Source organism: Phenylobacterium sp. (assembly GCF_044358365.1).
In the GTDB taxonomy this organism is placed as follows: Bacteria; Pseudomonadota; Alphaproteobacteria; order Caulobacterales; family Caulobacteraceae; genus Phenylobacterium.
Map to the genome: position 1 here is coordinate 1 of NZ_JBIKNZ010000027.1, position 22,934 is coordinate 22,934.

At 64.0% G+C, this 22,934-nt stretch carries 20 protein-coding genes and 1 tRNA gene; 11 read left to right on the plus strand and 10 right to left on the minus strand.

Annotation, left to right across the window (positions count from 1 at the left end; translation table 11 throughout):
• Window positions 1–107: 107 nt before the first annotated feature.
• Window positions 108–1,124: a glutamate carboxypeptidase gene (locus ACIQ3B_RS09335; RefSeq protein ID WP_397401866.1), complete on the minus strand. Its 1,017-nt coding sequence runs from the start codon at window positions 1,122–1,124 to the stop codon at window positions 108–110.
• A 477-nt stretch (window positions 1,125–1,601) separates the two neighbouring features.
• Between ACIQ3B_RS09335 and ACIQ3B_RS09340 the strand changes: the two genes are divergently transcribed.
• From ACIQ3B_RS09340 to ACIQ3B_RS09350, 3 genes are all read left to right on the plus strand, one after another.
• Window positions 1,602–5,039, plus strand: coding sequence for a Calx-beta domain-containing protein (locus ACIQ3B_RS09340; RefSeq protein WP_397401868.1), 3,438 nt, complete (start codon window positions 1,602–1,604; stop codon window positions 5,037–5,039).
• Between the two features lie 9 nt (window positions 5,040–5,048).
• Window positions 5,049–5,717 carry a PEPxxWA-CTERM sorting domain-containing protein gene (locus ACIQ3B_RS09345; protein ID WP_397401870.1) on the plus strand — a complete coding sequence of 223 codons (669 nt, stop codon included), beginning with the start codon at window positions 5,049–5,051 and terminating at the stop codon, window positions 5,715–5,717.
• A 135-nt stretch (window positions 5,718–5,852) separates the two neighbouring features.
• On the plus strand, window positions 5,853–6,473 hold the full coding sequence (locus ACIQ3B_RS09350; RefSeq protein WP_397401872.1) for an ATP-dependent Clp protease proteolytic subunit: 621 nt from the start codon (window positions 5,853–5,855) through the stop codon (window positions 6,471–6,473).
• A gap of 5 nt (window positions 6,474–6,478) precedes the next feature.
• Here ACIQ3B_RS09350 and ACIQ3B_RS09355 read toward each other — a convergent pair whose 3' ends face one another.
• Window positions 6,479–6,694, minus strand: a complete 216-nt coding sequence (locus ACIQ3B_RS09355; RefSeq protein WP_397401874.1) for a hypothetical protein — start codon at window positions 6,692–6,694, stop codon at window positions 6,479–6,481.
• A gap of 41 nt (window positions 6,695–6,735) precedes the next feature.
• Window positions 6,736–7,359, minus strand: a complete 624-nt coding sequence (locus ACIQ3B_RS09360; RefSeq protein WP_397401876.1) for an HAD-IB family hydrolase — start codon at window positions 7,357–7,359, stop codon at window positions 6,736–6,738.
• A gap of 223 nt (window positions 7,360–7,582) precedes the next feature.
• On the opposite strand from ACIQ3B_RS09360, the gene clpX reads away from it, so the two are divergent.
• The 8 genes from clpX (at window position 7,583) to ACIQ3B_RS09400 (ending at window position 16,403) form a co-directional block, all read left to right on the plus strand.
• Complete coding sequence (gene clpX / locus ACIQ3B_RS09365; RefSeq protein ID WP_397401877.1) at window positions 7,583–8,845, plus strand: ATP-dependent Clp protease ATP-binding subunit ClpX; 1,263 nt, start codon at window positions 7,583–7,585, stop codon at window positions 8,843–8,845.
• 8 nt (window positions 8,846–8,853) lie between these two features.
• Window positions 8,854–9,240 carry a VOC family protein gene (locus ACIQ3B_RS09370; RefSeq protein WP_397401879.1) on the plus strand — a complete coding sequence of 129 codons (387 nt, stop codon included), beginning with the start codon at window positions 8,854–8,856 and terminating at the stop codon, window positions 9,238–9,240.
• A gap of 192 nt (window positions 9,241–9,432) precedes the next feature.
• Entirely contained in the window at window positions 9,433–11,829 is a 2,397-nt protein-coding gene (gene lon, locus ACIQ3B_RS09375; protein WP_397401881.1) for an endopeptidase La, read from the plus strand.
• 214 nt (window positions 11,830–12,043) lie between these two features.
• Window positions 12,044–12,319, plus strand: coding sequence for an HU family DNA-binding protein (locus ACIQ3B_RS09380; protein ID WP_397401883.1), 276 nt, complete (start codon window positions 12,044–12,046; stop codon window positions 12,317–12,319).
• A 54-nt stretch (window positions 12,320–12,373) separates the two neighbouring features.
• Window positions 12,374–12,450, plus strand: a tRNA-Val gene (locus tag ACIQ3B_RS09385).
• A gap of 109 nt (window positions 12,451–12,559) precedes the next feature.
• A complete protein-coding gene (locus tag ACIQ3B_RS09390) occupies window positions 12,560–13,471 on the plus strand; it encodes an alpha/beta hydrolase (RefSeq protein WP_397401885.1) in 912 nt (303 codons plus the stop codon).
• A 5-nt stretch (window positions 13,472–13,476) separates the two neighbouring features.
• A complete protein-coding gene (locus ACIQ3B_RS09395; protein WP_397401887.1) occupies window positions 13,477–14,400 on the plus strand; it encodes an aldo/keto reductase in 924 nt (307 codons plus the stop codon).
• A 77-nt stretch (window positions 14,401–14,477) separates the two neighbouring features.
• Window positions 14,478–16,403 (plus strand): flavin-containing monooxygenase, encoded by a 1,926-nt coding sequence (locus tag ACIQ3B_RS09400; RefSeq protein WP_397401889.1) that lies wholly within the window; start codon window positions 14,478–14,480, stop codon window positions 16,401–16,403.
• Window positions 16,404–16,445: 42 nt separating this feature from the next.
• On the opposite strand, the gene ACIQ3B_RS09405 is transcribed toward ACIQ3B_RS09400, so the two are convergent.
• The 7 genes from ACIQ3B_RS09405 to ACIQ3B_RS09435 form a co-directional block, all read right to left on the minus strand.
• Window positions 16,446–16,967, minus strand: a complete 522-nt coding sequence (locus ACIQ3B_RS09405; protein ID WP_397401891.1) for a GNAT family N-acetyltransferase — start codon at window positions 16,965–16,967, stop codon at window positions 16,446–16,448.
• An 86-nt stretch (window positions 16,968–17,053) separates the two neighbouring features.
• Window positions 17,054–18,067: a DUF2891 domain-containing protein gene (locus ACIQ3B_RS09410; RefSeq protein ID WP_397401893.1), complete on the minus strand. Its 1,014-nt coding sequence runs from the start codon at window positions 18,065–18,067 to the stop codon at window positions 17,054–17,056.
• The gene (locus tag ACIQ3B_RS09415; protein WP_397401895.1) at window positions 18,048–19,001 is read right to left on the minus strand and encodes a DUF979 domain-containing protein; all 954 of its coding nucleotides are present in this window, start codon (window positions 18,999–19,001) and stop codon (window positions 18,048–18,050) included. Before ACIQ3B_RS09415 ends, ACIQ3B_RS09410 begins: the two co-directional genes overlap by 20 nt.
• Window positions 18,998–19,666: a DUF969 domain-containing protein gene (locus tag ACIQ3B_RS09420; RefSeq protein WP_397401897.1), complete on the minus strand. Its 669-nt coding sequence runs from the start codon at window positions 19,664–19,666 to the stop codon at window positions 18,998–19,000. Before ACIQ3B_RS09420 ends, ACIQ3B_RS09415 begins: the two co-directional genes overlap by 4 nt.
• Before the next feature lie 62 nt (window positions 19,667–19,728).
• Window positions 19,729–20,553: a 16S rRNA (adenine(1518)-N(6)/adenine(1519)-N(6))-dimethyltransferase RsmA gene (gene rsmA, locus ACIQ3B_RS09425; RefSeq protein ID WP_397401899.1), complete on the minus strand. Its 825-nt coding sequence runs from the start codon at window positions 20,551–20,553 to the stop codon at window positions 19,729–19,731.
• Window positions 20,550–21,557 carry a 4-hydroxythreonine-4-phosphate dehydrogenase PdxA gene (gene pdxA / locus ACIQ3B_RS09430; RefSeq protein WP_397401901.1) on the minus strand — a complete coding sequence of 336 codons (1,008 nt, stop codon included), beginning with the start codon at window positions 21,555–21,557 and terminating at the stop codon, window positions 20,550–20,552. Before pdxA ends, rsmA begins: the two co-directional genes overlap by 4 nt.
• Before the next feature lie 14 nt (window positions 21,558–21,571).
• On the minus strand, window positions 21,572–22,918 hold the full coding sequence (locus ACIQ3B_RS09435) for a peptidylprolyl isomerase (RefSeq protein ID WP_397401903.1): 1,347 nt from the start codon (window positions 22,916–22,918) through the stop codon (window positions 21,572–21,574).
• Window positions 22,919–22,934 lie beyond the last annotated feature (16 nt).

Sequence of the window (22,934 nt, forward strand, 5' to 3'; positions counted from 1 at the left end):
CGCCACGATCCGCTCGCGCAGGTCCATCGAATAGCTCTTGCCCATGATCCACCTCCATCCACGGTGAATCACGCTTCGTCAGATTTGGGAATCCTTCGATTCCCGATTCAGGCACGACGCTCTAGCGCGTCCGTTGAGGCATTGCTCGACAGGGGCGGGAATGAGGTTTCGCGGCGGACCCTCACCTTTGTGTCGGGGATCAGGGGCGCTCGGGCGCTGGCCTCAAGCGCCTGGGCGACCTGTTCGGCCTGCGCCTTCTCACGCACACGCACGTTGATGGCGGCCGAGGCGTCTTCGGGAATGATGTTGTACCGCGATCCGGCGGACATCAGCGTCAGGTTGACCGTCATGCCGTCTCCCGTTTTCGGGAACGGCGCCACAGCCTGCAACTGGTGCATCAGTTCGTCGGCGGCATTGCGGCCATCCTGCGGCGCTACCCCGGCGTGGGCGGCGCGGCCCTTCACGTCGATGTAAAAGGTGTTGGAGCCCTTGCGCCAGACTGTGATGACGTCGGGGGCGTCACCCGGCTCGAGGTTGAGCTCGACGTCAGCATCCTTGAGCAGCCGCGAGATCAGGGCGCGTGTGCCTGGCGACCCGCGTTCCTCGGATGTCTCGATAAGGTAGGTGATGGTCTTGAAATCCCTGAACCCGGCATCCTTCAGGATCTGGAGCGCAAACACGGCCTGAACCACGCCGCCTTTCTCGTCGGAGACGCCCGGGCCATAGGCGCGATCACCTTCAATCCGGAATGGCCACCGCGAGACCGTGCCGGGCTCGAAGACCGTGTCGAGGTGCCCGATCAGCAGGACGCGCCCCTTGCCGCTGCCCGTGAAGGTCGCCACCAGATTATCAGGAAGCCCGGTGATCTCCGCCGGGACCATCTCGATCGCGGCGCCCATGGCTCTCAGGCGTTCCGCGAGAAGGGCCGCGACCTTTCGACCGCCCGCAACATCGCCGGTGCCGCTGTCGATGTTGACGACGGTCTCCAGGAGCTTGATCTGGTCGTCGCGCAAGGCCTCGGCGGCGGCCAGAATCCTGCTGTCGGCCTTGACGGGCTTTGGAGCCGCCACGACGGGCGTAGTGGCGGCAAGGATGAGCGCCGCCATAACTGCTGTTCGCATCATTGAATGGCTCCGGAAATCCCGCAAACAGCGCGCGGTAGGTCTATGTTGATCGATCCGTCCCACGGTTGTCACGTTCCGCCGTCGCAGGCCAGACTTCGGGGCGCCGGTCGAAGTGCTGGGAGCGGCGTTCGCCATCCGCCCGGATTCCAGAGAGAGATCGAATGCTGTGTGAGATCAGGGCATGGTCCCGGTGGGTTCCCGAGGCCGTTGGCAATCCGAAAATCAAGTCTCGAAATACAACTTGTTGGGGAAAAATCTCCGCGAGTTCTGGTGTCAGGCGTATCTATGAATACTGTCGTTCAACTGTCACTCGAGGTGGTTATGACCCCGCCTGCGCAAACGGTGACGAGCCGACGATTGCTGACGGCAAGCTGATGGAATACTCGAAATTCCGTCTGTGCGGTGCCGTCAGAATGGCCGGTTTGAGCGGCCGGCGTCTGGGGTGATGTTGGTGATTTTTGGGATCCGGGAGCTACGATGAGCGGCGTTTATTTCAACCTGTCGGCTGCAAACTTCTTCCAGGACTGGACGAACACCAGTCTCATCACAAGTGATGACAACTGGGACGGCGTGCCCAGCATTATCGGCTACCGCGGCGACGATTTGACCTCCGCGACTGGCACGGACCCGCGAACCCTGACCAGCGACGCTACGGGGCCGATCGACGTTTCCGCGAACCAGACCAACCCCGGCACCTTCTCCACCGGCGGTGTCGCCGAGTTTGCGATCGCGAACCCGACCATTGCGCTCAACGGTTCGGGGACGGCTGACGCGCCTTTCATCGTGCTTCACCTGGACGGTACTGGCCGCAAGAACCTGCGTCTCGACGTGGATATTCGCGATCTCGATGGGTCAGTCGACAACGCGACGCAGCAGGTGAACGTCCAGTATCGGGTCGGCCCCAGCGGCCCATGGACCAACGTGCCCGGCGGCTACATCGCCGACGCCACGACGGGGCCGTCGCTGGCGACCCAGGTTACCCACCTGACGCTTGACCTGCCTGCCGCAGTGAACGGCCAGAGCCAGATACAGGTCAGGATCATGACCACCAACGCCGTCGGCAACGACGAATGGGTCGGCATCGACAATATCAGCGTGACCAGCGACGCCGCCGCTGGCGCCTCGGTTTCGGTGGGCAACGTGTCGATCTCGGAGGGCGACAGCGGTACGTCAGTACTGACTTTCACCGTCAATCGCAGCAGCAATGACGGCGCCTTCACCCTTGACTATGGCAGCGCCAACGGCACGGCGACTGCAGGCTCGGACTATGCCGCGGTGAGCGGCACGCTCACCTTCGAGGTTGGCGGCGCGCTGAGCCAGACAGTGTCGGTCACGATCAACGGCGATACTACGGTCGAGCCGAACGAGACCTTTAGTCTCCTGTTGTCGAACCTCAGCAATGTGACGGGTACGGCCGCGCTGTTGAACAGCTCCGCCACAGGTACAATCAACAACGACGACGTCACGCTCGTGGCCATCCACGACATCCAGGGCGCTGGTCACACCTCGCCGTTCAACGGCCAGACCGTTGTGACCTCCGGCATCGTCACGGCGATCGATACCACAGGCGCGCGCGGTTTCTGGATCCAGGACCCGAATCCCGATGCCTACGTCGCGACGTCGGAGGCCATCTTCATCTTCACCAACTCCGCGCCGACGGTGGCCGTCGGCGACAGCGTACGCGTCGCCGGCACCGTCGCCGAGTTTCGGGGTTCCGACACCAATAGCCTGACGATCACCGAGATCGACGCGCCTACGATCACGGTGCTGTCCAGCGGCAATGCCTTGCCGGCCGCGATTGTGCTGGGGACGGGTGGCCGCCTGGTTCCCACGGAAGTGATCGACAATGACAACTTCTCGGTCTTCGACCCGGCCCAGGACGCCATCGACTTCTACGAGTCGCTGGAAGGCATGCGGGTCACGATCCCCGACGCCATGGCGGTCGGCTCGACCAGCAGCAACACCACCTGGGTCGTCGCCAACCAAGGTGCGAACGCGACCGGTCTGAACCCGGCTGGCGGGCTGACCATATCGGCAGGGGACCTCAACCCCGAACGGGTGCAGATTTTCTTCGACTCAGGGCTGTCGCCTGCCGGGGTGAAGCCGAACGCGGTGACCGGAGACCTGCTCGGCGACGTGACCGGCATCCTGCGCTACTTCAGCGGCGACTATGAGTTGGTGCCGACCGCGATCGGCTCAACGGGCAGCGGCCCGATCGTATTGCCCCGGGAAACGACCACCCTGGTGGGCGATGCGAATCATCTGACCATCGGCTCGTTCAATGTCGAGAACCTGGATCCGTTCGATCCGCAGGCGAAGTTCAACGCCCTGGCGGCAAACATCCGCTTCAACCTGGGTTCGCCCGATATCGTCGGGCTGGAGGAAGTCCAGGACGCGGACGGGCCCGGTACGGGCGCGAACCTGTCCGGTGCGGCCACCGCGAACAAACTGATCGACGCCATCGTCGCCGCCGGCGGCCCCCGTTATGTCTATGTCGAGGTTGCGCCTACAGTCGCCAACACCACAGGCGGCGAGCCCAACGGCAATATCCGCCAGGGGTATCTCTACAACCCGGACCGGGTCGGCTTCGTCTCGGTCAACCAGATCGTCGACACCACGCCGGACAACGGCGATGCCTACGCCAACAGCCGCAAGCCGCTTGTGGGGGTGTTCACCTTCAACGGCGAGACCGTCACCGTTGTTGACCTGCACAGCACTTCGCGTGGCGGCAGCAACGCCCTCTTCGGTGTCAACCAGCCGGCGCTCAATGCCGGCGATGCGACCCGGCTGGAGCAGTCCTCGTTCGTAAAGGCTTTCGTTGAAGGCCTGATCGCCGCCAATCCGACAGCCAAGGTCGTGGTCATGGGCGACTTCAACGCGTTCCAGTTCGAGCCCTCATTGACCCAGCTCGAGAGCGGCGGCGCGCTGACCAATCTCAACAACCTGCTGGCGCCCACTGACCGCTATTCCTACAATTTTGAGGGCAATAGTCAGCAGCTCGACCACATGCTGGCCTCGCCGAGCCTCTACGCCGGCGCCCAGTTCGATATCGTCCACCTGAACAGCAGCCAGGCGTCGGTGAACCAGACCACAGATCACGATGGCTTGGTCGGTCGGTTCCAGATGAACATTGGTCCTACGGCGGTCGCCGACACGGCGGTGGTCAACGAGGATGCCAGCGTCACCATCGACGTTCTCGCCAACGACAACGATCCGAACGCCGGTGACACCAAGACCGTTGTTTCGGTCAGTGCGACGACCAAGGGCGCTACCCTGGCGATCGTCAGCGGCAAGGTGGTCTACACGGCGGACCCCGACAGCTTCGATCTGCTCACGACCGGGCAGAGCACAAGCGACAGCTTCAGCTACGTGATGAGGGACACGGCCGGGGCCACAAGCACAGCCACGGTGCAGGTGACGATCAGCGGCGTTGCCGACGGCGCGACCCGCACGGGCGGGTCGGGCGCCGACAGTCTGACCGGCACGGTCCTGGACGAGAGGCTGGACGGCGCGGCCGGGAACGACAGCCTGATCGGGCTCGGCGGTACCGACACCATGGTCGGCGGCGCGGGCAACGACACGCTCGACGGCGGCTCGGGGATCGACAGTCTGTCTGGTGGTGACGGGAACGATCTGCTCGTCGGTGGCCTCGGCAATGACGTCCTCACGGGCGGTCGGGGTCTTGATGTGTTCGTCTTCGGTCCGGGTTTTGGTCGCGACGTGATCACCGACTTCCGATCCGCAGACGACGACATTCGCCTCGTCGGGGCGGGCTTCGTCGACTTCAACGATGTTCTGGCGCGTGCGACGCAGGTCGGCGCCAACGTCGTGATCACCGGTGCAGCGGGCGACAGCCTCCAACTCAACAATATCCAGGTCGGCAGCCTTCAGTCTTCCGACTTCCTGTTCGCGTAAGGATCGACCATGAAAATGAAATTCCTCCTGCTGGGCGCCGCGATCGCCGTCTTGCTATCCGCGCCGTCCCAGGCTGCCTCCTTTCTGAACGCCGGCTTCGAATCCGGAGACCTGTCCGGCTGGAGTCATTCCGGCGGCGACGTTGAGGTTGTGACCGATGCCGATGACGCGCTGGCGGACCCCATCTTTGGGCAACACTACACCGCGACAGAGGGAAGGTACTTTGCCAAGCTGGTCGCGGGCCCGGTCGAGGGGGACTACACGCGGCTGTTTCAGCCGTTTAAGCTCGGTGTGAAATCACGGGTCAGTTTCAACGCCGCGTTCCTGGCGTTCGATTATGATGAATACAACGATGATGCCTATGTCCGGATTATCAGCCTGGGCAAAAGCCAGATTATCTTCGCGTCCAGCGTGGCGGCTGTGGGAAACCAGGGCCACACGGATTGGCTCTCGTTCACCAGCGACGAGCTGGATGTCGGCGATTACATTCTGGAAGCTGGCGTTCGCAATGTCGGCGTGCCTGACCCGACCTATTCCAGCCAGCTGCTGCTGGACAATGTGGCCGTTGCAGTTCCCGAGCCCGGCGCCTGGACGTTGATGATTGTGGGGTTCGGAGCGATCGGCTCCGCCCTTCGCGCCCGTCGGCGCCCGGCATCGTTGAACCTCCGCGGGGCCTGATTCAGGTCGCGGAAGGCGATGGTTTCCGGATCATCGTCTTCGCCTGCCTTGCGCCGGAGGGCGGCGCACGCGATATCGGGGGTCATGCACGGGCGTTCGCCGTCCGAACAGAGACCCAAGAAGGACTGCCTCCCTATGCGTGACCCCGTCACTACCGCCCTGGGCCTCGTGCCGATGGTCGTCGAGCAGACGAGCCGGGGCGAACGCGCCTACGATATCTTTTCGCGTCTGCTCAAAGACCGGATCATTTTCCTGGCCGGCCCCGTCGAGGACGGCATGGCCAGCCTGATCTGCGCCCAGCTGTTGCACCTTGAGGCCGAGAACCCCAAGAAAGAGATCCAGATGTATATCAACTCGCCGGGTGGCGTGGTGACGTCGGGCCTCGCGATCTATGACACCATGCAATACATCCGCAGCCCGGTGATCACCCTGTGCCTGGGCATGGCCGCGTCGATGGGATCGTTCCTGCTTATGGCCGGCCAGAAGGGCAGTCGCATCGCGCTGCCGAACTCGCGGATCATGGTCCACCAGCCGTCGGGCGGATACTCAGGCAAGGCGCAGGACATCCGCCGCCACGCCGAGGACATCATCAAGACCAAGCGCCGGCTGAACGAGATCTATGCCAAGCACACTGGTCAGCCCATTGAGGTGGTGGAAGAGACCCTCGATCGCGATCACTTCATGACCGCCGAGGAAGCGCGCGACTGGGGTCTGGTCGACAAGGTCTGGGAAAGCCGCGAGGACGACGAGGCGTAGCTTCGTCAGCCCTGCATGCGGGTCCGGGCGGTCGTGACAAGAGCGGCTTTGCCCGTTTCGGCGGAGATGTTGAAGCGGTCGAAGTTTTTGCCGGCGGCATCGCGTAGATCGGCGAACAGGCCTTTGGGGTCTTCGTGGAAGCGCAGGAACGCCTGGCTCTTGCGATAGAATACGCCGCGGGAGCGCTCCCTCAGGCCTGGAACGGCACGCAGCTGTTCCAATAGCGTCTCCAGCTGGTCCAGCGCACTGGGGGTTGCGTGTTTCACGGGCGGCCGGTGAAAACGCGGAAATAGGGCTCCTGCGCCGCGGCCAGCATCTCGGTGTCGCCGTCTGTGTCGCCATAGGCGGCTCGGAGCTCCAGGTCCGCACCGTAGGCCTGGGTCAGACGCACGACCTTTTCTGGTCCGCGACAGTTCGGGGATGCGAAGGCGCCAGTCGCCTTGCCCTGGGCGTCGAAGGCTAGGGCCGTCCCGATCAGATCATCGGCGCCCAGACCCCGCGCAAACGGCGCCACCACAATATCCGGCGAGGCTGTGACGATCACCAGGCGCACCCGCTCATCCCGCCAGCGCTTCCAGGCCATCACAGCGTCTGGGCGCAGCAGGCTGCGGGAGTGCAATTCCGCAAACCGCCGCGCATCGGATTCGAGGCGGTCCCGCGTGACGCCACGCAGGTACTCCCGCACGGCAGCCTCCTTGATCCGGCCGCGATCCCGATGCCCGATATAGGCCAGAGCAGCCGGCACCAGCCGCAAGCCCCCGAGGACCCAGCGCGCTGGCGGAGTTCGCCACCTCAGAAAGGCCGTGAAACTATCTCGCGTGGTCAGCGTGCCGTCGAAGTCGAACGCAACGATTGGATCGCTAACCTGTTCTGTGTCTTGTGCCATTCAGGCGCGTTTCCCATTTGGAAAGGTGACATGCCCACGGTTCGGGCGGATCACCACTCTTTCTCGCTCAGGCGCGCGAAGGCTTGTGATCGTAGCGCGGATCAGGGAATGTCAAGACTTGGACAACCAGCGGCGCGTATAGTGCAGTGTCCGGGCGCAGGCGCCCTGGCGCGGAGTTTGCCGGTTCGTAAGGCTGACTTCGTCGAGAGAGTGAGATGAGACCATGACCAAGGCCGCCAGCGGAGACTCCAAGAGCACGCTTTACTGCTCTTTCTGCGGCAAGAGCCAGCACGAGGTTCGCAAGTTGATTGCGGGCCCAACCGTGTTCATCTGTGATGAGTGCGTTGAATTGTGCATGGATATCATCCGTGAAGAACACAAGATTTCTTTCGTCAAATCCAAGGACGGTGTGCCGACGCCCAAGGAAATCCGCGAGGTCCTGGACGATTACGTGATCGGGCAAGATCACGCCAAGAAGGTGCTCGCGGTCGCGGTGCACAATCACTACAAGCGCCTCAACCACGCGACGAAGAACAACGACGTCGAACTGGGCAAGGCCAACATCCTGCTGATCGGTCCTACCGGCACCGGCAAGACCCTGCTGGCCCAGACGCTGGCCCGAATCATCGACGTACCGTTCACCGTTGCCGACGCCACCACACTGACCGAGGCTGGCTATGTGGGTGAGGACGTCGAAAACATCATCCTGAAACTTCTGCAGTCGGCCGATTACAACGTCGAGCGCGCGCAGCGCGGCATCGTCTACATCGACGAGGTCGACAAGATCAGTCGCAAGTCCGACAACCCTTCGATCACCCGCGACGTGTCGGGCGAGGGTGTGCAGCAGGCCCTGCTGAAGATCATGGAAGGCACCGTCGCCTCCGTGCCGCCGCAGGGCGGCCGCAAGCATCCGCAGCAGGAATTCCTGCAGGTTGACACCACCAACATCCTGTTCATCTGCGGCGGGGCGTTTGCAGGCCTTGAAAAGATCATCTCGGCGCGGGGACAGGGCACCTCGGTGGGCTTTGGCGCCAAGGTCTCTGACCCGGATGAGCGCCGCACCGGCCAGATATTCCGGCAGGTGGAGCCGGACGACCTGCTGCGCTTCGGTCTGATCCCGGAGTTCGTGGGCCGTCTGCCAGTCATTGCGACGCTGGACGATCTCGACGAGACGGCCCTGGTGAAGATCCTCACTGAGCCCAAGAACGCCTTCGTGAAGCAGTACCAGCGCCTGTTCGACATGGAGAATGTTGGCCTGACCTTCACGGATGACGCGCTCAACGCCGTCGCCCGCAAGGCCATCCTGCGCAAGACCGGCGCGCGTGGCCTGCGTTCGATCCTGGAAGGCGTGCTGCTGGAGACCATGTACGAGCTTCCCACCTACGAAGGTGTCGAGGAGGTCGTGGTCAATGCAGAGGTCATCGAAGGTCGCGCCCAGCCGCTGGTGATCTACGCCGAGCGTCGGGACAAGGGCGGGGCGGCCTAGGGGCGCTTATGTCCCTGGTCCGCGCCCTCGACCACGTCAATATCCGAACCGCCGATCTCGCCTCTACCAAAGCGATGTTTATGGATGTGCTGGGTCTGACCGAAGGCTGGCGGCCGGCGTTTCCATTCCCCGGCGCCTGGCTCTATGCCGGGGAGAAGGACGTCGTGCACCTGGTTCAGGTGGACAGGCCCGCAGAGGCATCCGACGGCTCGGCGCTGGACCACTTCGCATTCGACATCACCGACTATGAAGAGGCCTTGAAACGGGTCCAGGCCACCAGGCTGAAGTTTTTCGAGACCAAGGTGCCCGGCTCGTCGGTCCGGCAGATTTTCGTGCGCGATCTCAATGGCGTGAACATTGAGCTCAACTGGAAGGGGCGGAACCCGCGAGGGTAGGGCTCTGAGACGGTTTGTCGCGCCGGACCTCTTGGTGCTTGAACGCCAGGGAAAACCATCCACATGAATAAGCACAAGGTCCGGCCCCTTCGGGCGGACGGGTCGTCCGACTCAAGCGCATCGTTTGGGTGACCACGGCCCGCAAAGGTTAGGCTCGGCAAACTGCGGGCCGGCCAGGAGTTCGAGAGCGTAATGTCTGACGTCAAAATTCTTCCGATCCTGCCGTTGCGGGACATCGTTGTTTTTCCGCATCAGCCGGTCCCGCTGTTTGTCGGTCGTGAAAAGTCCGTGCGCGCGCTGGAAGAAGCCATGCGCGTGGAGGGCAAGCAGATCCTGCTGGTGACCCAGAAGGACAAGGACGAGGACGATCCCTCGCCAAACGCCATCTATGGCGTGGGCGTGGTCGCCACGATCCTGCAGCTGCTGAAACTGCCCGACGGCACGGTCAAGGTGCTGGTCGAGGGTAAGGCCCGCGCGGGTGTCACCAGGTTCACCTCGTCCGGCGACTTCTACGAAGCCGAGATCGCCATGGTCCAGGAGGATGGCGTCGGCTCGCCCGAGGCCGAGGCGCTGAGCCGCGCGGTCATCGAGCAGTTCGAGAACTATGTGAAGCTCAACAAGAAGGTCCCACCCGAGGCGCTGGCCGCGATCCCGCAGATCGACAATCCCAGCGAACTGGCCGACCGCATCGCGGGTCACCTCTCGGTCAAGATCGCCGAGAAGCAGCAACTGCTGGAAGTCTTCAATGTCGTGAAGCGGTTGGAGAAGGTCTACGCCCTTATGGAAGGCGAGATCTCGGTCATGCAGACCGAAAAGAAGATCCGTAATCGCGTGAAGCGGCAGATGGAGAAGACCCAGCGCGAGTATTACCTCAATGAGCAGATGAAGGCGATCCAGCGCGAGCTGGGTGAGCCGGACGACACGCGCGACGAGCTGATGGAGCTCGAGAAGCGCATCAAGAAGACCAAGCTGTCCAAGGAAGCCAAGACCAAGGCCGAGAGCGAGCTGAAGAAGCTGCGCAACATGAGCCCGATGTCGGCGGAATCGACCGTGGTCCGTAACTATCTGGACTGGCTGCTGTCGATCCCGTGGGGCAAGGCCAAGCAAAAGCCCATCGACCTGCAAAAGGCCGAGGACACCCTCAACGACGACCACTATGGCCTTGAGAAGGTTAAGGAACGGATCCTCGAGTACCTTGCGGTCCAGAACCGCACCGGCTCGTTGAAGGGCCCGATCCTGTGCCTGGTCGGACCCCCGGGTGTCGGCAAGACGTCACTCGGCCGCTCCATCGCCCAGGCGACGGGCCGCGAGTTCGTGCGGGTGTCGTTGGGCGGCGTGCGCGACGAGGCCGAGATCCGTGGCCATCGCCGCACCTACATCGGTTCCATGCCCGGCAAGATCATCCAGTCGATGAAGAAGGCCAAGTCGACCAACGCCTTCTTCCTGCTGGATGAGATCGACAAGATGGGCTCCGACTATCGTGGTGATCCGTCGTCGGCGCTGCTGGAGGTGCTGGACCCGGCGCAGAACTCCACGTTCGGGGACCACTATCTCGAGGTGGACTACGACCTGTCGCCGGTGATGTTCGTCACGACGGCCAACTCGTTCAACATGCCCCAGCCTCTGCTGGACCGCATGGAGATCATCCGCATCCCCGGCTACACCGAGGACGAGAAGGTCGAGATCGCCAAGCGGCACATCCTGCCCAAGCTGACCAAGGATCACGGCCTGAAGCCGGAAGAGTTTGTGGTGCCGGAAGAGGCCATCCGCGGCCTGATCCGCTACTATACCCGCGAAGCCGGCGTCCGGAGCCTTGAGCGGGAGCTGGGCAATCTGGCGCGCAAGGTGGTGCGGGATCTGGGCCGGGAGACCCTGACCTCGATCACCATCGATGACGAGCGACTGGCCAAATATGCCGGCGTGCAGAAGTATCGCTATGGCGAGACGGACGCCGAGGACGCGGTGGGCATCATCACCGGCCTGGCGTGGACCGAGTTCGGCGGCGATATCCTCACGATCGAGGCGGTCAAGATGCCGGGCAAGGGCCGGATGTCCATCACCGGCAACCTGAAGGACGTTATGAAGGAGTCGATCTCGGCGGCGAACAGCTATGTCCGCAGCCGGGCGACGAAGTTCGGCCTTGAGCCGCCGTCCTTCGAGCGGACCGATGTCCACATCCACGTGCCGGACGGCGCCACGCCTAAGGATGGCCCTTCCGCCGGCGCGGCCATGGCCACAGCCATCGTCTCAGTGTTGACCGGGATACCGATCCGGGCCGACATCGCAATGACCGGCGAAGTCACATTGCGAGGCCGCGTCACGGCCATCGGCGGGCTGAAGGAGAAGCTGCTCGCGGCGTTGCGCTCAGGCGTCAAGACCGTGCTGATCCCTCAGGAAAATGAAAAGGACCTCGCCGACATCCCCGACAACGTGAAGTCGGCGCTGCAGATCATTCCGGTCAGCACCATGGACGAGGTACTGGCCAAGGCCTTGGTGCGCCAGCCGGTGGCCATCGAGTGGACCGAGGTGTTGCCGGTGGCGTCGGTAGCGGACGACGCTGACACAGCCGAGGGTTTGCGAGCTCACTGAGAAGGACCAGCGCTCACCGTCCGGCCCTGCGAGGACGGGCGGTGAGCGGTTTTTCAATCAAGTTGGGTGACAAGGCCCCGCTCTGGGAGTTGTTCCCCGGATACGGCGTTTGACCTCGGCGCTCTCCCGGCCTTAACTCGACAAGGGCTTAGGGGGTGGGGGCCCAAAACCCTTAACGCCAGAAAAGAAAAAGCTGGGCTGGGAGCAAACTCACATGACCAAGGCCGAACTCGTATCGGCGATGGCCGACAAAACTGGCCTGAACAAGACTCAGGCGAGGGAAGCGCTGGACGCCTTCATTGCCTCGGTCTCGACATCCCTGAAGGCGGGCGACGAAGTCCGACTTGTTGGCTTTGGAAGCTTTGTGCCTGTCAGACGGGCCGCCGGCATCGCGAGGAACCCCAGAACCGGCGAAAAGGTCCGTCGTCCGGCGTTGCAGACCTGCCGGTTCCGGGTCGGGGACTCCCTTAAGAACACGCTCAACAGCTGAGCAAGTTCCCGCGCATTGCCTGTAGACCGGGGGGCGGCTAAGAACTCGCCGGAAGGGCGGCTAGCTCAGCTGGTCAGAGCATCTCGTTTACACCGAGAGGGTCGGCGGTTCGAACCCGTCGCCGCCCACCACGCGCGGGCGAATCAAGACAGGCTCAACGGGGCGTCTTGATGTCTGGGCCCCGCCCCGCTCCTGTCGGAAACTGGAGCCTGAACGGCTTTCGTGTCAGAAGCGCAACCTGTGTCACACCCTTTCATCTATATCCGACGACCGGCTGTTCTGGCCCTGGCCGGCTTGCTCGGACCTATGACGGCCCAGGCGGCGCCGAAAACGGTAGACGACTACATGGCCCAGCCCCGGGTCGTCGCCGATCACAGGATTGCCTATGGAACGGACCCCGCACAGGTGGTGGAGCTGTTCCTGCCAACCGGGCGAGGGCCGCATCCGGTTGTCATCCTGATCCACAGCGGTTGTTACCTCGCCAAGTATGAAGGGCTGCCACAGACAAGCGGCATCGCCGGTGATCTGGCGCGTCGAGGCTACGCGGTATGGAACGTCGTATACCGGAAACTTGGCGAGTCCGGCGCGGGCTATCCGGGGACATTTCTCGATGTCGCGACCGCAGTAGACCGGATCAGGCCGGACGCGGCCCGCTATGGATTGGACCCACGTCGTGTGCTGGCGCTGGGTCACTCTGCGGGCGGCCATCTGGCGCTATGGGCGGCGGCGCGTCATCGAATTCCAGTCACAAGCCCACTCTGGCGAAGCGACCCTCTGCGGGTTCGGTCGGTCGTCAGTCTGAGCGGCATCGGCGACCTTGAACGGCAGGGCAGGGTATTCGCAGGCGCCTGCGGACCTGAGTCCATTCCGCAAATTATCCGCCTGGCGGATCGCGAGGCGGCATATGCCGACACCTCACCGGCAGCGCTGCTACCCACCGGTGTACGCGTGACCATGATCTCGGGTGACCTGGATCATGTGATGCCGCTGCCGACAGGTCGGGCGTATGTGGCGCGGTTTGGCGCGGCCGGCGATGTCGGCCAGGCCGTCGCGATCCCGGGCGCCAGCCACTTCGACGTTGTCATCCCGACAACCCCGGCCTGGAAGGTGGTGGCTGCCACTGTCGCTACCGAATTCGCACGAATGCGCTGAGCGAGATGCGTGCGCGAAAACTGGGTCAGACGGATCTGTGGGTCTCCGAACTGGGGCTAGGCTGCGCCAGTTGGTGGGGCAGGTCGACATTCGACGAAGTGACAGCAGTTCGGGTCGTCCACGAAGCGCTGGATCTGGGCGTTACCCTGTTTGACACGGGGTCCAGCTATTCCGCTGGCGAGGCGGAGCCGCGTCTGGGGCGTGCGCTCAGAGGTCGCGATACGGCGGAGCTGGTGATCGCAACCAAAGCCGGCACCTATCACGCCGGTGGCGGCAGGATCGCGCGCGATATGTCACCTGCCGCCGTCGTAGCCAGCACCGAGAGAAGCCTGCAGCAACTGGACCTGGAATGTCTTGGGTTGCTGCAATTGCACGGCCCTTCAATTCCCGAACTGGAAGCGCTGACTGGGACCCTGATGACACTGAAGGCGCGCGGCCTGACGCGGGCCGTGGGCCTCAACAGTTTTGACCCGGCGGTGATCGAGCACGCCCTGGGTCTCGCGGCCATCGACACCGTGATGATTGACTACAACGTCCTTCGGCCGGAACGTGAGCCGTTGATCGGCCGCGCCGTGGCCGCCGGGAAGGGCGTGTTGGCCGGTATGCCGCTGGCGATGGCCAACACCCTGCCGCTGTTCGCCAGGATTCGGGGGCGTCGTGACTTCTGGTATCTTGCACGAGCCATGGCGCACCATCGCCGCGACCTCGCCAACGGGCGACGCTTCCTCTTCCTCCACGAACAGCCCGACATGACCGGGGCGCAGGCGGCCTTGGCCTATGTGCTGGCCAATGGGGATGTCAGCGCGGCGATCTTCGGGTCCACCCGCATCGAGCATCTGCGTGAGAATCTGGCCGCGACCGACCTCGTCATGAGCGACGAATTGATGCGGCGCATTCGAAGCGCCCAGGGCGCGCTGAGCATGCCGTGACGGAACGCCTTTCGCTCGCGTGCTGGCGGGGGCATGATCCATCGAACCGAATAACGAAAGCAATGGGCAGGATGAGCATGGTCGAAATTCCGGCGGATCTGGAGACGGTTCTGAAGGACGCCCACCTGCCGGCGCTGATGACGGCGCTGGTGCACATGACGGGTGATCCTCAGTGGCTGCGTGAGGCCTGGAAGCCCACCTACAATCCGGCGATGCGAACAGATACCGGGATCCCCGCCGAGACCCAGTCTGAAATCCGCAAGCAGGCCGCCATGGCGATCCGGAGCCACCTGGAGGGCAAGCCCCTGGCGCTGCCGAATCCGGACACGGATCTATTGCGTCGACAAATGAACTTCGTCGCGGGCGCCGAGATTCCCGAAACCTATGTCGACTTCCTGCTCGACGAGCTGGCCCTGGCCGGCAAGAGCAGCAAGGACCCGCAGTTCGAACAGCCAAAGCTCCAGGCCGCTGCGCGGAAACTGAAGGTGCTGGTGATCGGCGCCGGAATGTCAGGCCTGCTGACCGGCATCCGCCTCACCCAGGCCGGTGTTCCGTTCGAGATCGTCGAGAAGAACGCCGATGTGGGCGGGACCTGGTTCGAGAACACCTACCCGGGCTGTCGGGTGGATAACTCGAACCACATGTACAGCTACTCCTTCGAGCCGAACCACGCCTGGCCGCAGCATTTCTCGCCGCAGCCCGAATTGCTGAAATACTTCCGTGGCATCGCGGAGAAATATGATCTGCGGAAGTCGATCCGTTTCGGCACGCGCGTAGACACCCTCGCCTGGGACGAGGCGCGGGCCGTCTGGCGGGCTGTGCTGACAACTTCCACCGGCGCGACCGAGGTCATCGAGGCCAATGTCGTGGTCACCGCCGTCGGCCAGTTGAACCGTCCCCGCTTCCCGGACATCGAGGGTTTTGGCGACTTTGCGGGGCCAGCTTTCCACTCGGCGGAATGGCGCCACGACGTGGACCTCAAGGGCAAGCGGGTGGCCGTGATCGGGACCGGCGCCTCGGCCTACCAGTTCGTGCCTGAGATCGCGCCCGACGTGGCGAAACTCACGGTGTTCCAGCGCACGCCGCCCTGGGGGATGCCCGTGCCGCACTATCACGACGACGTGCCCGACGGCATGAAGTGGGCGCTGGAACACGTGCCATTCTTCGACAAATGGTATCGCTTCTGGCTGTTCTGGATGACCACCGAGGGCATGCTGCCGATGGTGAAGTCCGATCCGGCCTGGAATGGCTCGCCGGACGCGGTCAGCGCCGCGAACGCCATGATGCGGGAGATGGCGACAGCCTCATTGATGGCCCAGGTTGCCGACCGTCCGGACCTGGCCGCCAAGGTGATCCCGCGCTACCCGATCGGCGGCAAGCGCTCGGTGCTGGACAATGGCGTCTGGCTGGCCGCGCTCAAGCGCGACAACGTGGATCTGGTCACGGACAAGATCGAGCGGATCACGCCAAAGGGCGTCGTCACGGCCGACGGCGTCGAGCATGAGGTCGATGTACTGATCTACGGCACCGGCTTCCAGGCCTCGAACTTCCTGTCGTTCCTGAAGATCAAGGGCCGGGACGGGCGCGATCTGCATGAGACCTGGGGCGGTGACGCGAGGGCCTATCTGGGCATGACCAATCCGGGCTTTCCGAACCTCTTCACGATCTACGGCCCCAACACCAACATCGTCGTCAATGGTTCGATCATCTTCTTCTCGGAGTGCGCCGTTCGCTACATCGTCGGCGCCCTGAAGCTGCTGGCCGACAGGGGCGCCCGCGCGATGGAGCCGAAGCAGGCGGTCTTCGACAGCTTCAACAAGGCGGTCGACGAAGCCAACGCTGGCTGGGCCTGGGGTTCGCCGAATGTGTCCAGCTGGTACAAGAACGAATTCGGCCGGGTCAGTCAGAACTGGCCCTATGGGCTCATTGACTACTGGCGGGCCACGCTATCGCCCAAGCCTGATGACTTCGTGCTGGAAAAGGCGTCGGAGCCGGTGGCGTGAGATTCGGCGCCGGTCAGCCATCGACGATGAGGTGCGCCCTGCCTACTCGCCGAACGCAGGGTGGAAACCGACGTCTCCCGCGACAGGCACGCCATCCAGGACGAGACGCTGCAGATACCTGTTGGGTTTTCCTTTGTAGGTCAGCACGGGATCGCTCTCGAAGCCGAAGCGGCGATAGTAGTCCGAGTTCCCCGTCAGGACGCAGCCGCCGGCTCGCAGGTCTCTCAGCCGGTCCAGACCGCTGATGATCAGGGCGCTGCCGATGCCGCGTCCTTGCGTGAGTGGCGCTACCGAGACGGGGCTCAACTGATACCAGGTGCTGGGTCGGTCGTTGATCGTGACCGGAGAAAAGCTGATATGTCCGACGAACTCTTCGTCCAGGATCGCGACAAGGGAGACTGTCAGCGCGCCAGCCGCCCTTAGCGCCTCGATGAGGCCGGCTTCAGTTCCGTCGCCAAAAGGCATCGGCGCGAAAGCCTCGGCGGTCACACGGCCAATATTCTCTGCATCGGCGGCGCACTCATTGCGGATCCGCAGGCGCTCAATCCTGAGTATTGTGTCCAAAGCAGATGATCTTTCAACGGGCATGAAACGGGCATGTGACCGCAGCATTGGCGGTAGGTTTGTCTCGCTGGCGGCGCCGCCCACATCTACCCCGCCGTGAGCGCCAATAGCGCGAACGACGCCAGCCAGTGTTCGCCCATATAATCACCGGACACATGGGGAAGGCTCGCCGAGAGGTGACGGTTCGCGGCGGCATGCGCGACCTCTCGACGGTGATCGCCGGCGGGCAGGGCGGCCGCGATTTCACGCCAGCACCAGGCCCGCGAGAGGTTCAGACCATCCAGGTGCACGATCTTGCCATCGGTGCGGTCCGACACGGTGGCCGGCGTAAACAGGGTGGCGGGCCGCTGATCGGCCATGTCCGGGAGGTAGCTTGCCAACCAGGTCTGGAACTCGCCCGGGGGAAGAAGACGGCGCAGGCATTCCGCCGTCATGAGGGTCGACGAAAGAAACTCATCACCATTGGGTTCCCACGGCTGGGCGTTTCGATCCGCCAGGTACCAGGCCCGCGCCTTGTCGCGGAACAGGTTCAGAAGTGCGGCGTCTTCGGTCGCCCGGGCATAGTCCGTCGCCAGGGCCAGCGCGAAGGCGGTGGATGAATGCACGCCCGTCCTGACCGGATAGGTCGCCTTGGGCAGGTACTCGCGGAATCGATCCGCGAACGCGTCGGCCAGGGGCTGGTGGGTCGCGGCCCACGGGGCGTCGTGAGACAGCAGTTCCGCCTGGAGCTTGTGCAGCCATCCCCAGCCATAGGGCCGCTCGAACCCGCGGGCCGAGGGCCGATCCAGATAGGCGCACTCGGCAGCGACCTTGTCCGCCGTGAAGGCGTCGTCGAACAATGCCCGGATCGCCGGCGCCTCGGGGATGCCCGGCTCCAGCCGCAGCAGGGTGGCCAGCAGCCAGTAGCCATGGACGCAGGAGTGCCAGTCGAAGCTGCCGAAATAGATGGGGTGCAGGTCGCGCGGGGCCCGCAGATCCTCTGGCCCGTTCAGAACGTGATCCAGTTTGTTGGGATACTCACGCCCCACATGGCCCAGCGCGATGCGGGCGAACGACGAGGCCAGCTCGGGTGTCAGGCGTTCAGCGGAAGGCGAGGACATACATCAGGCCTGTGTTGACGAGGAGAAGCGGGAGCGCGGTCGGAATCTGGGCGTGGATGACGGCGTAGCGGTTTGGCAGTTCCAGCAGGGCGGCCGGTACGAGATTGAAGTTGGCCGCCAGCGGGGTCATGAGGGTCCCGCAAAAGCCGGACAGCATGCCTATGGAGGCGACAATGGCCGGGTCGCCGTCGAACCGTCCGATCAGGATCGGCAGGGCCACGCCGGCGGTCATTACCGGGAAGGCGGCGAAGGCGTTGCCCATGATCATGGTAAACCCGGCCATGCCCAGGCAATAGACCGCCACGGCTGTCAGGCGTGAATCCATGGGGATCCAGGCGGTGACCAGTTGCCCTATGGTATCGCCCACCCCGGCCAGGGCGAAGACGGCGCCGAGGGCCGCCAGCATCTGCGGCAGGAGCGCGGCCCAGCCCACCGTGTCCATCAGCCTGCGCCCTTCCTGCAGGGGGCTGATCAGGGGTTGCCGAAGCAGGATCAGGCCGACCGCCGTCGCCACGACTGCGGCCAGCGCCAGGGCGATCAGCGTCGCCTGCTTCGGGTCCAGCAGCGACTGCCCGCCAAACGACAGCGGCTTCAGGACCAGCACGCCGAAGATGACGACCAGCGGCAGGGTCAGGGCCGGAACAAAGAGTCTCGCGCCGAACCGTTCGGCCAGCGCCTTGCGTTCAACGGGCGAAGTGGTGGCCGGTTGGCCTTTGCCCAGCCATCCGAACCCCGCGATCAGGGCAAGCGCCAGGACAAGGACGCCGTTGCCCCGGTCTCCGAGCTGGTCTCCGGCCAGAAAGCTTGTGGCGACCAGGCCCCAGAAGATGGTGTTACCAATGCGCTTCGGATTGTTGCGATCCAGCGCGCTCAGCACTGCGAAGGCGCCAAACACGATCCCGGCCAGGACGTAGACGATGGACAGACCGATCATCGGCTCAGCCTCCGCCGGATCGTTCGGTCAAATAACAGCAGCCGGGCTGCATGGATCAGAAAGGCGGCAATGGCGGTGGGGATCGCCCAGATCGACAGATGGATCGGGTCGACTGTGATCCCGGCCGTGGCGAGGAAGCCCACCATCAGCAGGATGGAGCCGATGGCGATGAAGATGTCCTCGCCGAAGAAGAGCCCGATGTTGTCGGTCGCTGCTGCGGCGGCGCGGACGTCCTGCTGAGCGTCGGGGTTCAGCGGTCCGAAGCGGGCTTCAACCGCGCCCTCGGCCATCGGGGCGATGATCGGCCGGATGGTCTGGGTGTGGCCGGCGATCGAGGTCAGGCCGAGCGCCGAGGTAATCTGACGAAAAGCGAGATACACGATCAGCAACCGACCGACGGATATCCCCCGGAGCCGCGACATGAGTGATCGTGCCTGTTCCTGGATGCCCGCCCGTTCGACAACGCCGATCATCGGCAGGACCAGGAAGGCTACGCTGATGAACCGGCTGTCGTTGAAGGACTTTCCGAAAGCGTCCAGCACCTCAAATGGACTGAGGCCCGCCGCGAGTCCGGTGATGAAGGCGGCGCCGACCACCACCAGCAGCGGATTGAGACGGACGGCGAAGCCCACCACCACGGCGGCCACGCCCAACAGGCTCAGCATCTGATTTCCCCCTGGATGTCCGGTCTATTGGAGCCTGTGGCGCGGCGTTCGGCAACGATGGATCAGCGCGCAGCGATCCAGGCATCGGCCAGAGCCAGGAAGCCCGCCACGGACACGGTTTCTGCCCGGACCTGGGGATCGATCCCGGCCGCCTCGATCAGGGCGTCGCCCCCCAGCACCTTCAGACTGGAGCGCAGCATCTTGCGACGCTGGCCGAAGGCGGCGGCAGTGATCTTCTGAAGCGCGTCCAGCCGGGCGGGCGAGGGACGATCAGGTAGAGGCTCAAGGCGGACGACGGCGGATTCAACCCGGGGCGGTGGGCTGAACGCGCGGGCCGGGACGTCCATAACCCGATGGGCCTGGCAGGTGGCCTGGACGATCACGGCCAGGCGACCGTAGGCCTCCTCGCCCGGCCCCTCGGTGATCCGGTCAGCGACCTCACGCTGGAACATCAGGGTCAGGGAGGCTGGGGTCCAGGGACCGGTGAGCCACTTGATCAGCAAGGGGGTGCCGACGTTATAGGGCAGGTTGGACACGATATGAACGTACGGGGTATCCACCAGGTCGGTCTCGACTACCCTCAGCGCATCCGCAAGCTTCACATGAAGTTTGTCGGATATCTTACAGATTTCATCGAGGATTGGCTGAAATCGAGGATCCTTCTCTATCGCTGTCACCTGGGCGCCGGTTTCCAGAAGGGCGCGGGTCAGGCCGCCAGGGCCGGGGCCGACCTCGATGACGTGATCGCCGGGGCCGACCTTCGCCAGACGCGCAATCTTGCGAGTGATGTTGAGGTCGAGCAGGAAGTGCTGGCCGAACGCCTTGTTGGCCCAGAGGCCATGAGCTTCAAGGACATCGCGAAGCGGCGGCAGAGACTCAATCGTCATGCACTGCGCCGTAGCGCGATCTCGTCAGCGGCGCGCAAGGCGGCGATCAGGCTGTCGGCTCTTGCGATCCCCTGGCCCGCGATATCGAAAGCGGTTCCGTGATCCGGTGAGGTTCGCACAATCGGCAGGCCGAGCGTGATGTTCACCCCGCCCCAGAAATCCAGCATCTTCACCGGGATCAGGGCCTGGTCATGATAGAGGCAGATGACGCCGTCGTAGCGGGCCCGCGCCTCGGCGTGAAACAGGCTGTCAGAGGGGAAGGGGCCCTGAGCGTCGATTCCCAGGTTCCGCAAAGCGGCGACGGCGGGCGCGACGATCTCGATTTCCTCTCGACCGATCCCGCCATTCTCGCCGGCGTGAGGATTGAGGCCAGCGACCGCCAGACGCGGCGCGGCAATCCCGAAATCGCGCTGGAGGGCCTGCGCTGTAACCTGGGCGGCATGCACAATGCCATCAACGCTCAGTTGCCCAGCCACCCGGGCGATAGGTGTGTGAACGGTGACCAAGGTCACGCGGAGATCAGCCGCCGCCAACATCATGATCGGGCCGCGGACGCCGTCAAAGGGCGTCGAGGCCGTCAGCTCACCCAGGAACTCGGTATGACCGGGGAATTTGAACCCGGCGTCATAGAGCGGCGCCTTGGCGATGGGTGCTGTCACCACGGCCCGAACCTTGCCCGCCAGCGCGAGGTCGACGGCGGTCTCGATCCAGCGGATCACCGACGCCGCCGATGCCGGGTTGGGCGTACCAAGCACCGCCGCAGAAGGGAGCGGGATGTCCAGCACGGGTAGTGCGGCGGGAAACGCGTCCAGGGCTTCCTCCGGCGCCGAGATGGTCCGGACAATGCCGGGTTCGCCCGACGTCGCGGCGGCGACAGACTTTGCATCGCCCACAACAAAGAATTTCGGCCCGCCCTCCCGCAGCGCCATCCAGGCCTTGACGACGATTTCCGGCCCTATTCCGGCCGGATCGCCGAGGGTGACGGCAAGGGGAGCTGTGTTCACCCCGGCCCCCGGCTTCAGCGCGTCTCGATGGTGGCGGAGTTGCGCAGGTCGCGCATGTATCGGCGCGCGATCATGCTCAGTTGCTGCCCAAACAGCCGTTGTTCGATCTGCTGCTTGTCGACCTGCGCGGCGGATGCCGCACGACGACCGCAGACCGCCACAAGGTGAAGCCCGGCCTGGGTGCGGATCGGATCGGAGATCTCGCCGATAGCCAGCTTCTCGGCCGCTTCGCGGAACTGCGGGGCCAGATCTGCGACCTCCGCCTCGCCCAGGTCTCCAGCGATCACGCCCTGAACCTTGCCGGCTGTGGCCTCAAGGGTGGCGCAACTCTTGATGTCGGGTTTCAGCGCCGCCAGCTTGGCCCGTGCGGCCGTTTCATCGGCCGGCGTGGCTGTCTGGGGAAGCCCCACCGCCGCCTGCTTCAGATTGACCAGCATCGCGGTTCCACCGGCCCGCTTTTCCTTCAGATAGAGAATGTAGACGCCGTCCTTCACCGGGATCGGCTGGGACAGCTGACCGGGCCGCATCTGGGCGACCACGGCTTCAACCTCGGGGGGCATCTCGCCGGCGCCGACCCATCCGGCGTCGCCGCCGGCCGCCGAGGTGGGCAGCGCGGAAAACTGACGAGCCACGGCAGGAAAGGGAGCCCCTTGTTGCAACTGCGCGACAAGTTGTTGCGCGCCCTGCATGGCCTGCGGCATGCCGCCCACCCGAGATGCATCGATCAGGACCTCGCCGATGTTGTACTGGGGTTTGGCCGCCTCGGCGGACAGACGGGCCTGGGCGGCCGCGATCTGATCGTCGCCAACCCGGAGCCGGGAGCCATAACGCCCCCGAATCCAGCGGGCCCAGCTGATCTGGGCGCGAAGCTGATCTCTCAGGGTTTCCGGCCCGATCCCGCGCTGCGCCAGGAAGGTCAGAAACTGATCGCCGCTCATGTTGTTCTGTTGCGCCATGCCGGCGATCTCTTCTGTCACCTCGGTCTCGTCGGCCAGGATATCGATCTTCTGTTCCCTCTCGACCCGGCGAAGCTCCTGGAACTGAAGGTGCTCGTCGACCAGGGAAACCAGCGCTTCCCGCTGGAATTGCTGGAGATTTTCGTCGGTAGGCTGGACACCGGAGGTGGCGATCAGCAGGCGCATGCGCTGAGCCAGGTCGTAGGTCGAAACGATGTCATCGTTGACCACAGCAGCGACGGATTCCGAAATACCCTGCGGCAATGGCCGCGCGGGCGCAGCTGGCGCCTCCGCCGGGGCTGTCCCGACCGGGGCTTCGGCGGGCTGGGCGATGACGGACGAGGCGGTCAGGAGGCCGGCAAGCAGCGCACCCAGCGCTGCAGAGCCCGACAGATAACGCTTCATGGACGGGAGTCTTCCT

What these genes read in the sequence shown, in the direction of transcription:
- ACIQ3B_RS09435 (WP_397401903.1), bottom strand. Translation starts at nt 22,918, where the DNA reads ATGAAGCGTTATCTGTCGGGCTCTGCAGCGCTGGGTGCGCTGCTTGCC.
- ACIQ3B_RS09340 (WP_397401868.1), top strand. Translation starts at nt 1,602, where the DNA reads ATGAGCGGCGTTTATTTCAACCTGTCGGCTGCAAACTTCTTCCAGGAC.
- rsmA (WP_397401899.1), bottom strand. Translation starts at nt 20,553, where the DNA reads ATGACGATTGAGTCTCTGCCGCCGCTTCGCGATGTCCTTGAAGCTCAT.
- ACIQ3B_RS09395 (WP_397401887.1), top strand. Translation starts at nt 13,477, where the DNA reads ATGCGTGCGCGAAAACTGGGTCAGACGGATCTGTGGGTCTCCGAACTG.
- ACIQ3B_RS09335 (WP_397401866.1), bottom strand. Translation starts at nt 1,124, where the DNA reads ATGATGCGAACAGCAGTTATGGCGGCGCTCATCCTTGCCGCCACTACG.
- ACIQ3B_RS09370 (WP_397401879.1), top strand. Translation starts at nt 8,854, where the DNA reads ATGTCCCTGGTCCGCGCCCTCGACCACGTCAATATCCGAACCGCCGAT.
- ACIQ3B_RS09410 (WP_397401893.1), bottom strand. Translation starts at nt 18,067, where the DNA reads ATGTCCTCGCCTTCCGCTGAACGCCTGACACCCGAGCTGGCCTCGTCG.
- ACIQ3B_RS09380 (WP_397401883.1), top strand. Translation starts at nt 12,044, where the DNA reads ATGACCAAGGCCGAACTCGTATCGGCGATGGCCGACAAAACTGGCCTG.
- ACIQ3B_RS09350 (WP_397401872.1), top strand. Translation starts at nt 5,853, where the DNA reads ATGCGTGACCCCGTCACTACCGCCCTGGGCCTCGTGCCGATGGTCGTC.
- ACIQ3B_RS09345 (WP_397401870.1), top strand. Translation starts at nt 5,049, where the DNA reads ATGAAAATGAAATTCCTCCTGCTGGGCGCCGCGATCGCCGTCTTGCTA.
- ACIQ3B_RS09415 (WP_397401895.1), bottom strand. Translation starts at nt 19,001, where the DNA reads ATGATCGGTCTGTCCATCGTCTACGTCCTGGCCGGGATCGTGTTTGGC.
- ACIQ3B_RS09420 (WP_397401897.1), bottom strand. Translation starts at nt 19,666, where the DNA reads ATGCTGAGCCTGTTGGGCGTGGCCGCCGTGGTGGTGGGCTTCGCCGTC.
- ACIQ3B_RS09400 (WP_397401889.1), top strand. Translation starts at nt 14,478, where the DNA reads ATGGTCGAAATTCCGGCGGATCTGGAGACGGTTCTGAAGGACGCCCAC.
- clpX (WP_397401877.1), top strand. Translation starts at nt 7,583, where the DNA reads ATGACCAAGGCCGCCAGCGGAGACTCCAAGAGCACGCTTTACTGCTCT.
- ACIQ3B_RS09360 (WP_397401876.1), bottom strand. Translation starts at nt 7,359, where the DNA reads ATGGCACAAGACACAGAACAGGTTAGCGATCCAATCGTTGCGTTCGAC.
- lon (WP_397401881.1), top strand. Translation starts at nt 9,433, where the DNA reads ATGTCTGACGTCAAAATTCTTCCGATCCTGCCGTTGCGGGACATCGTT.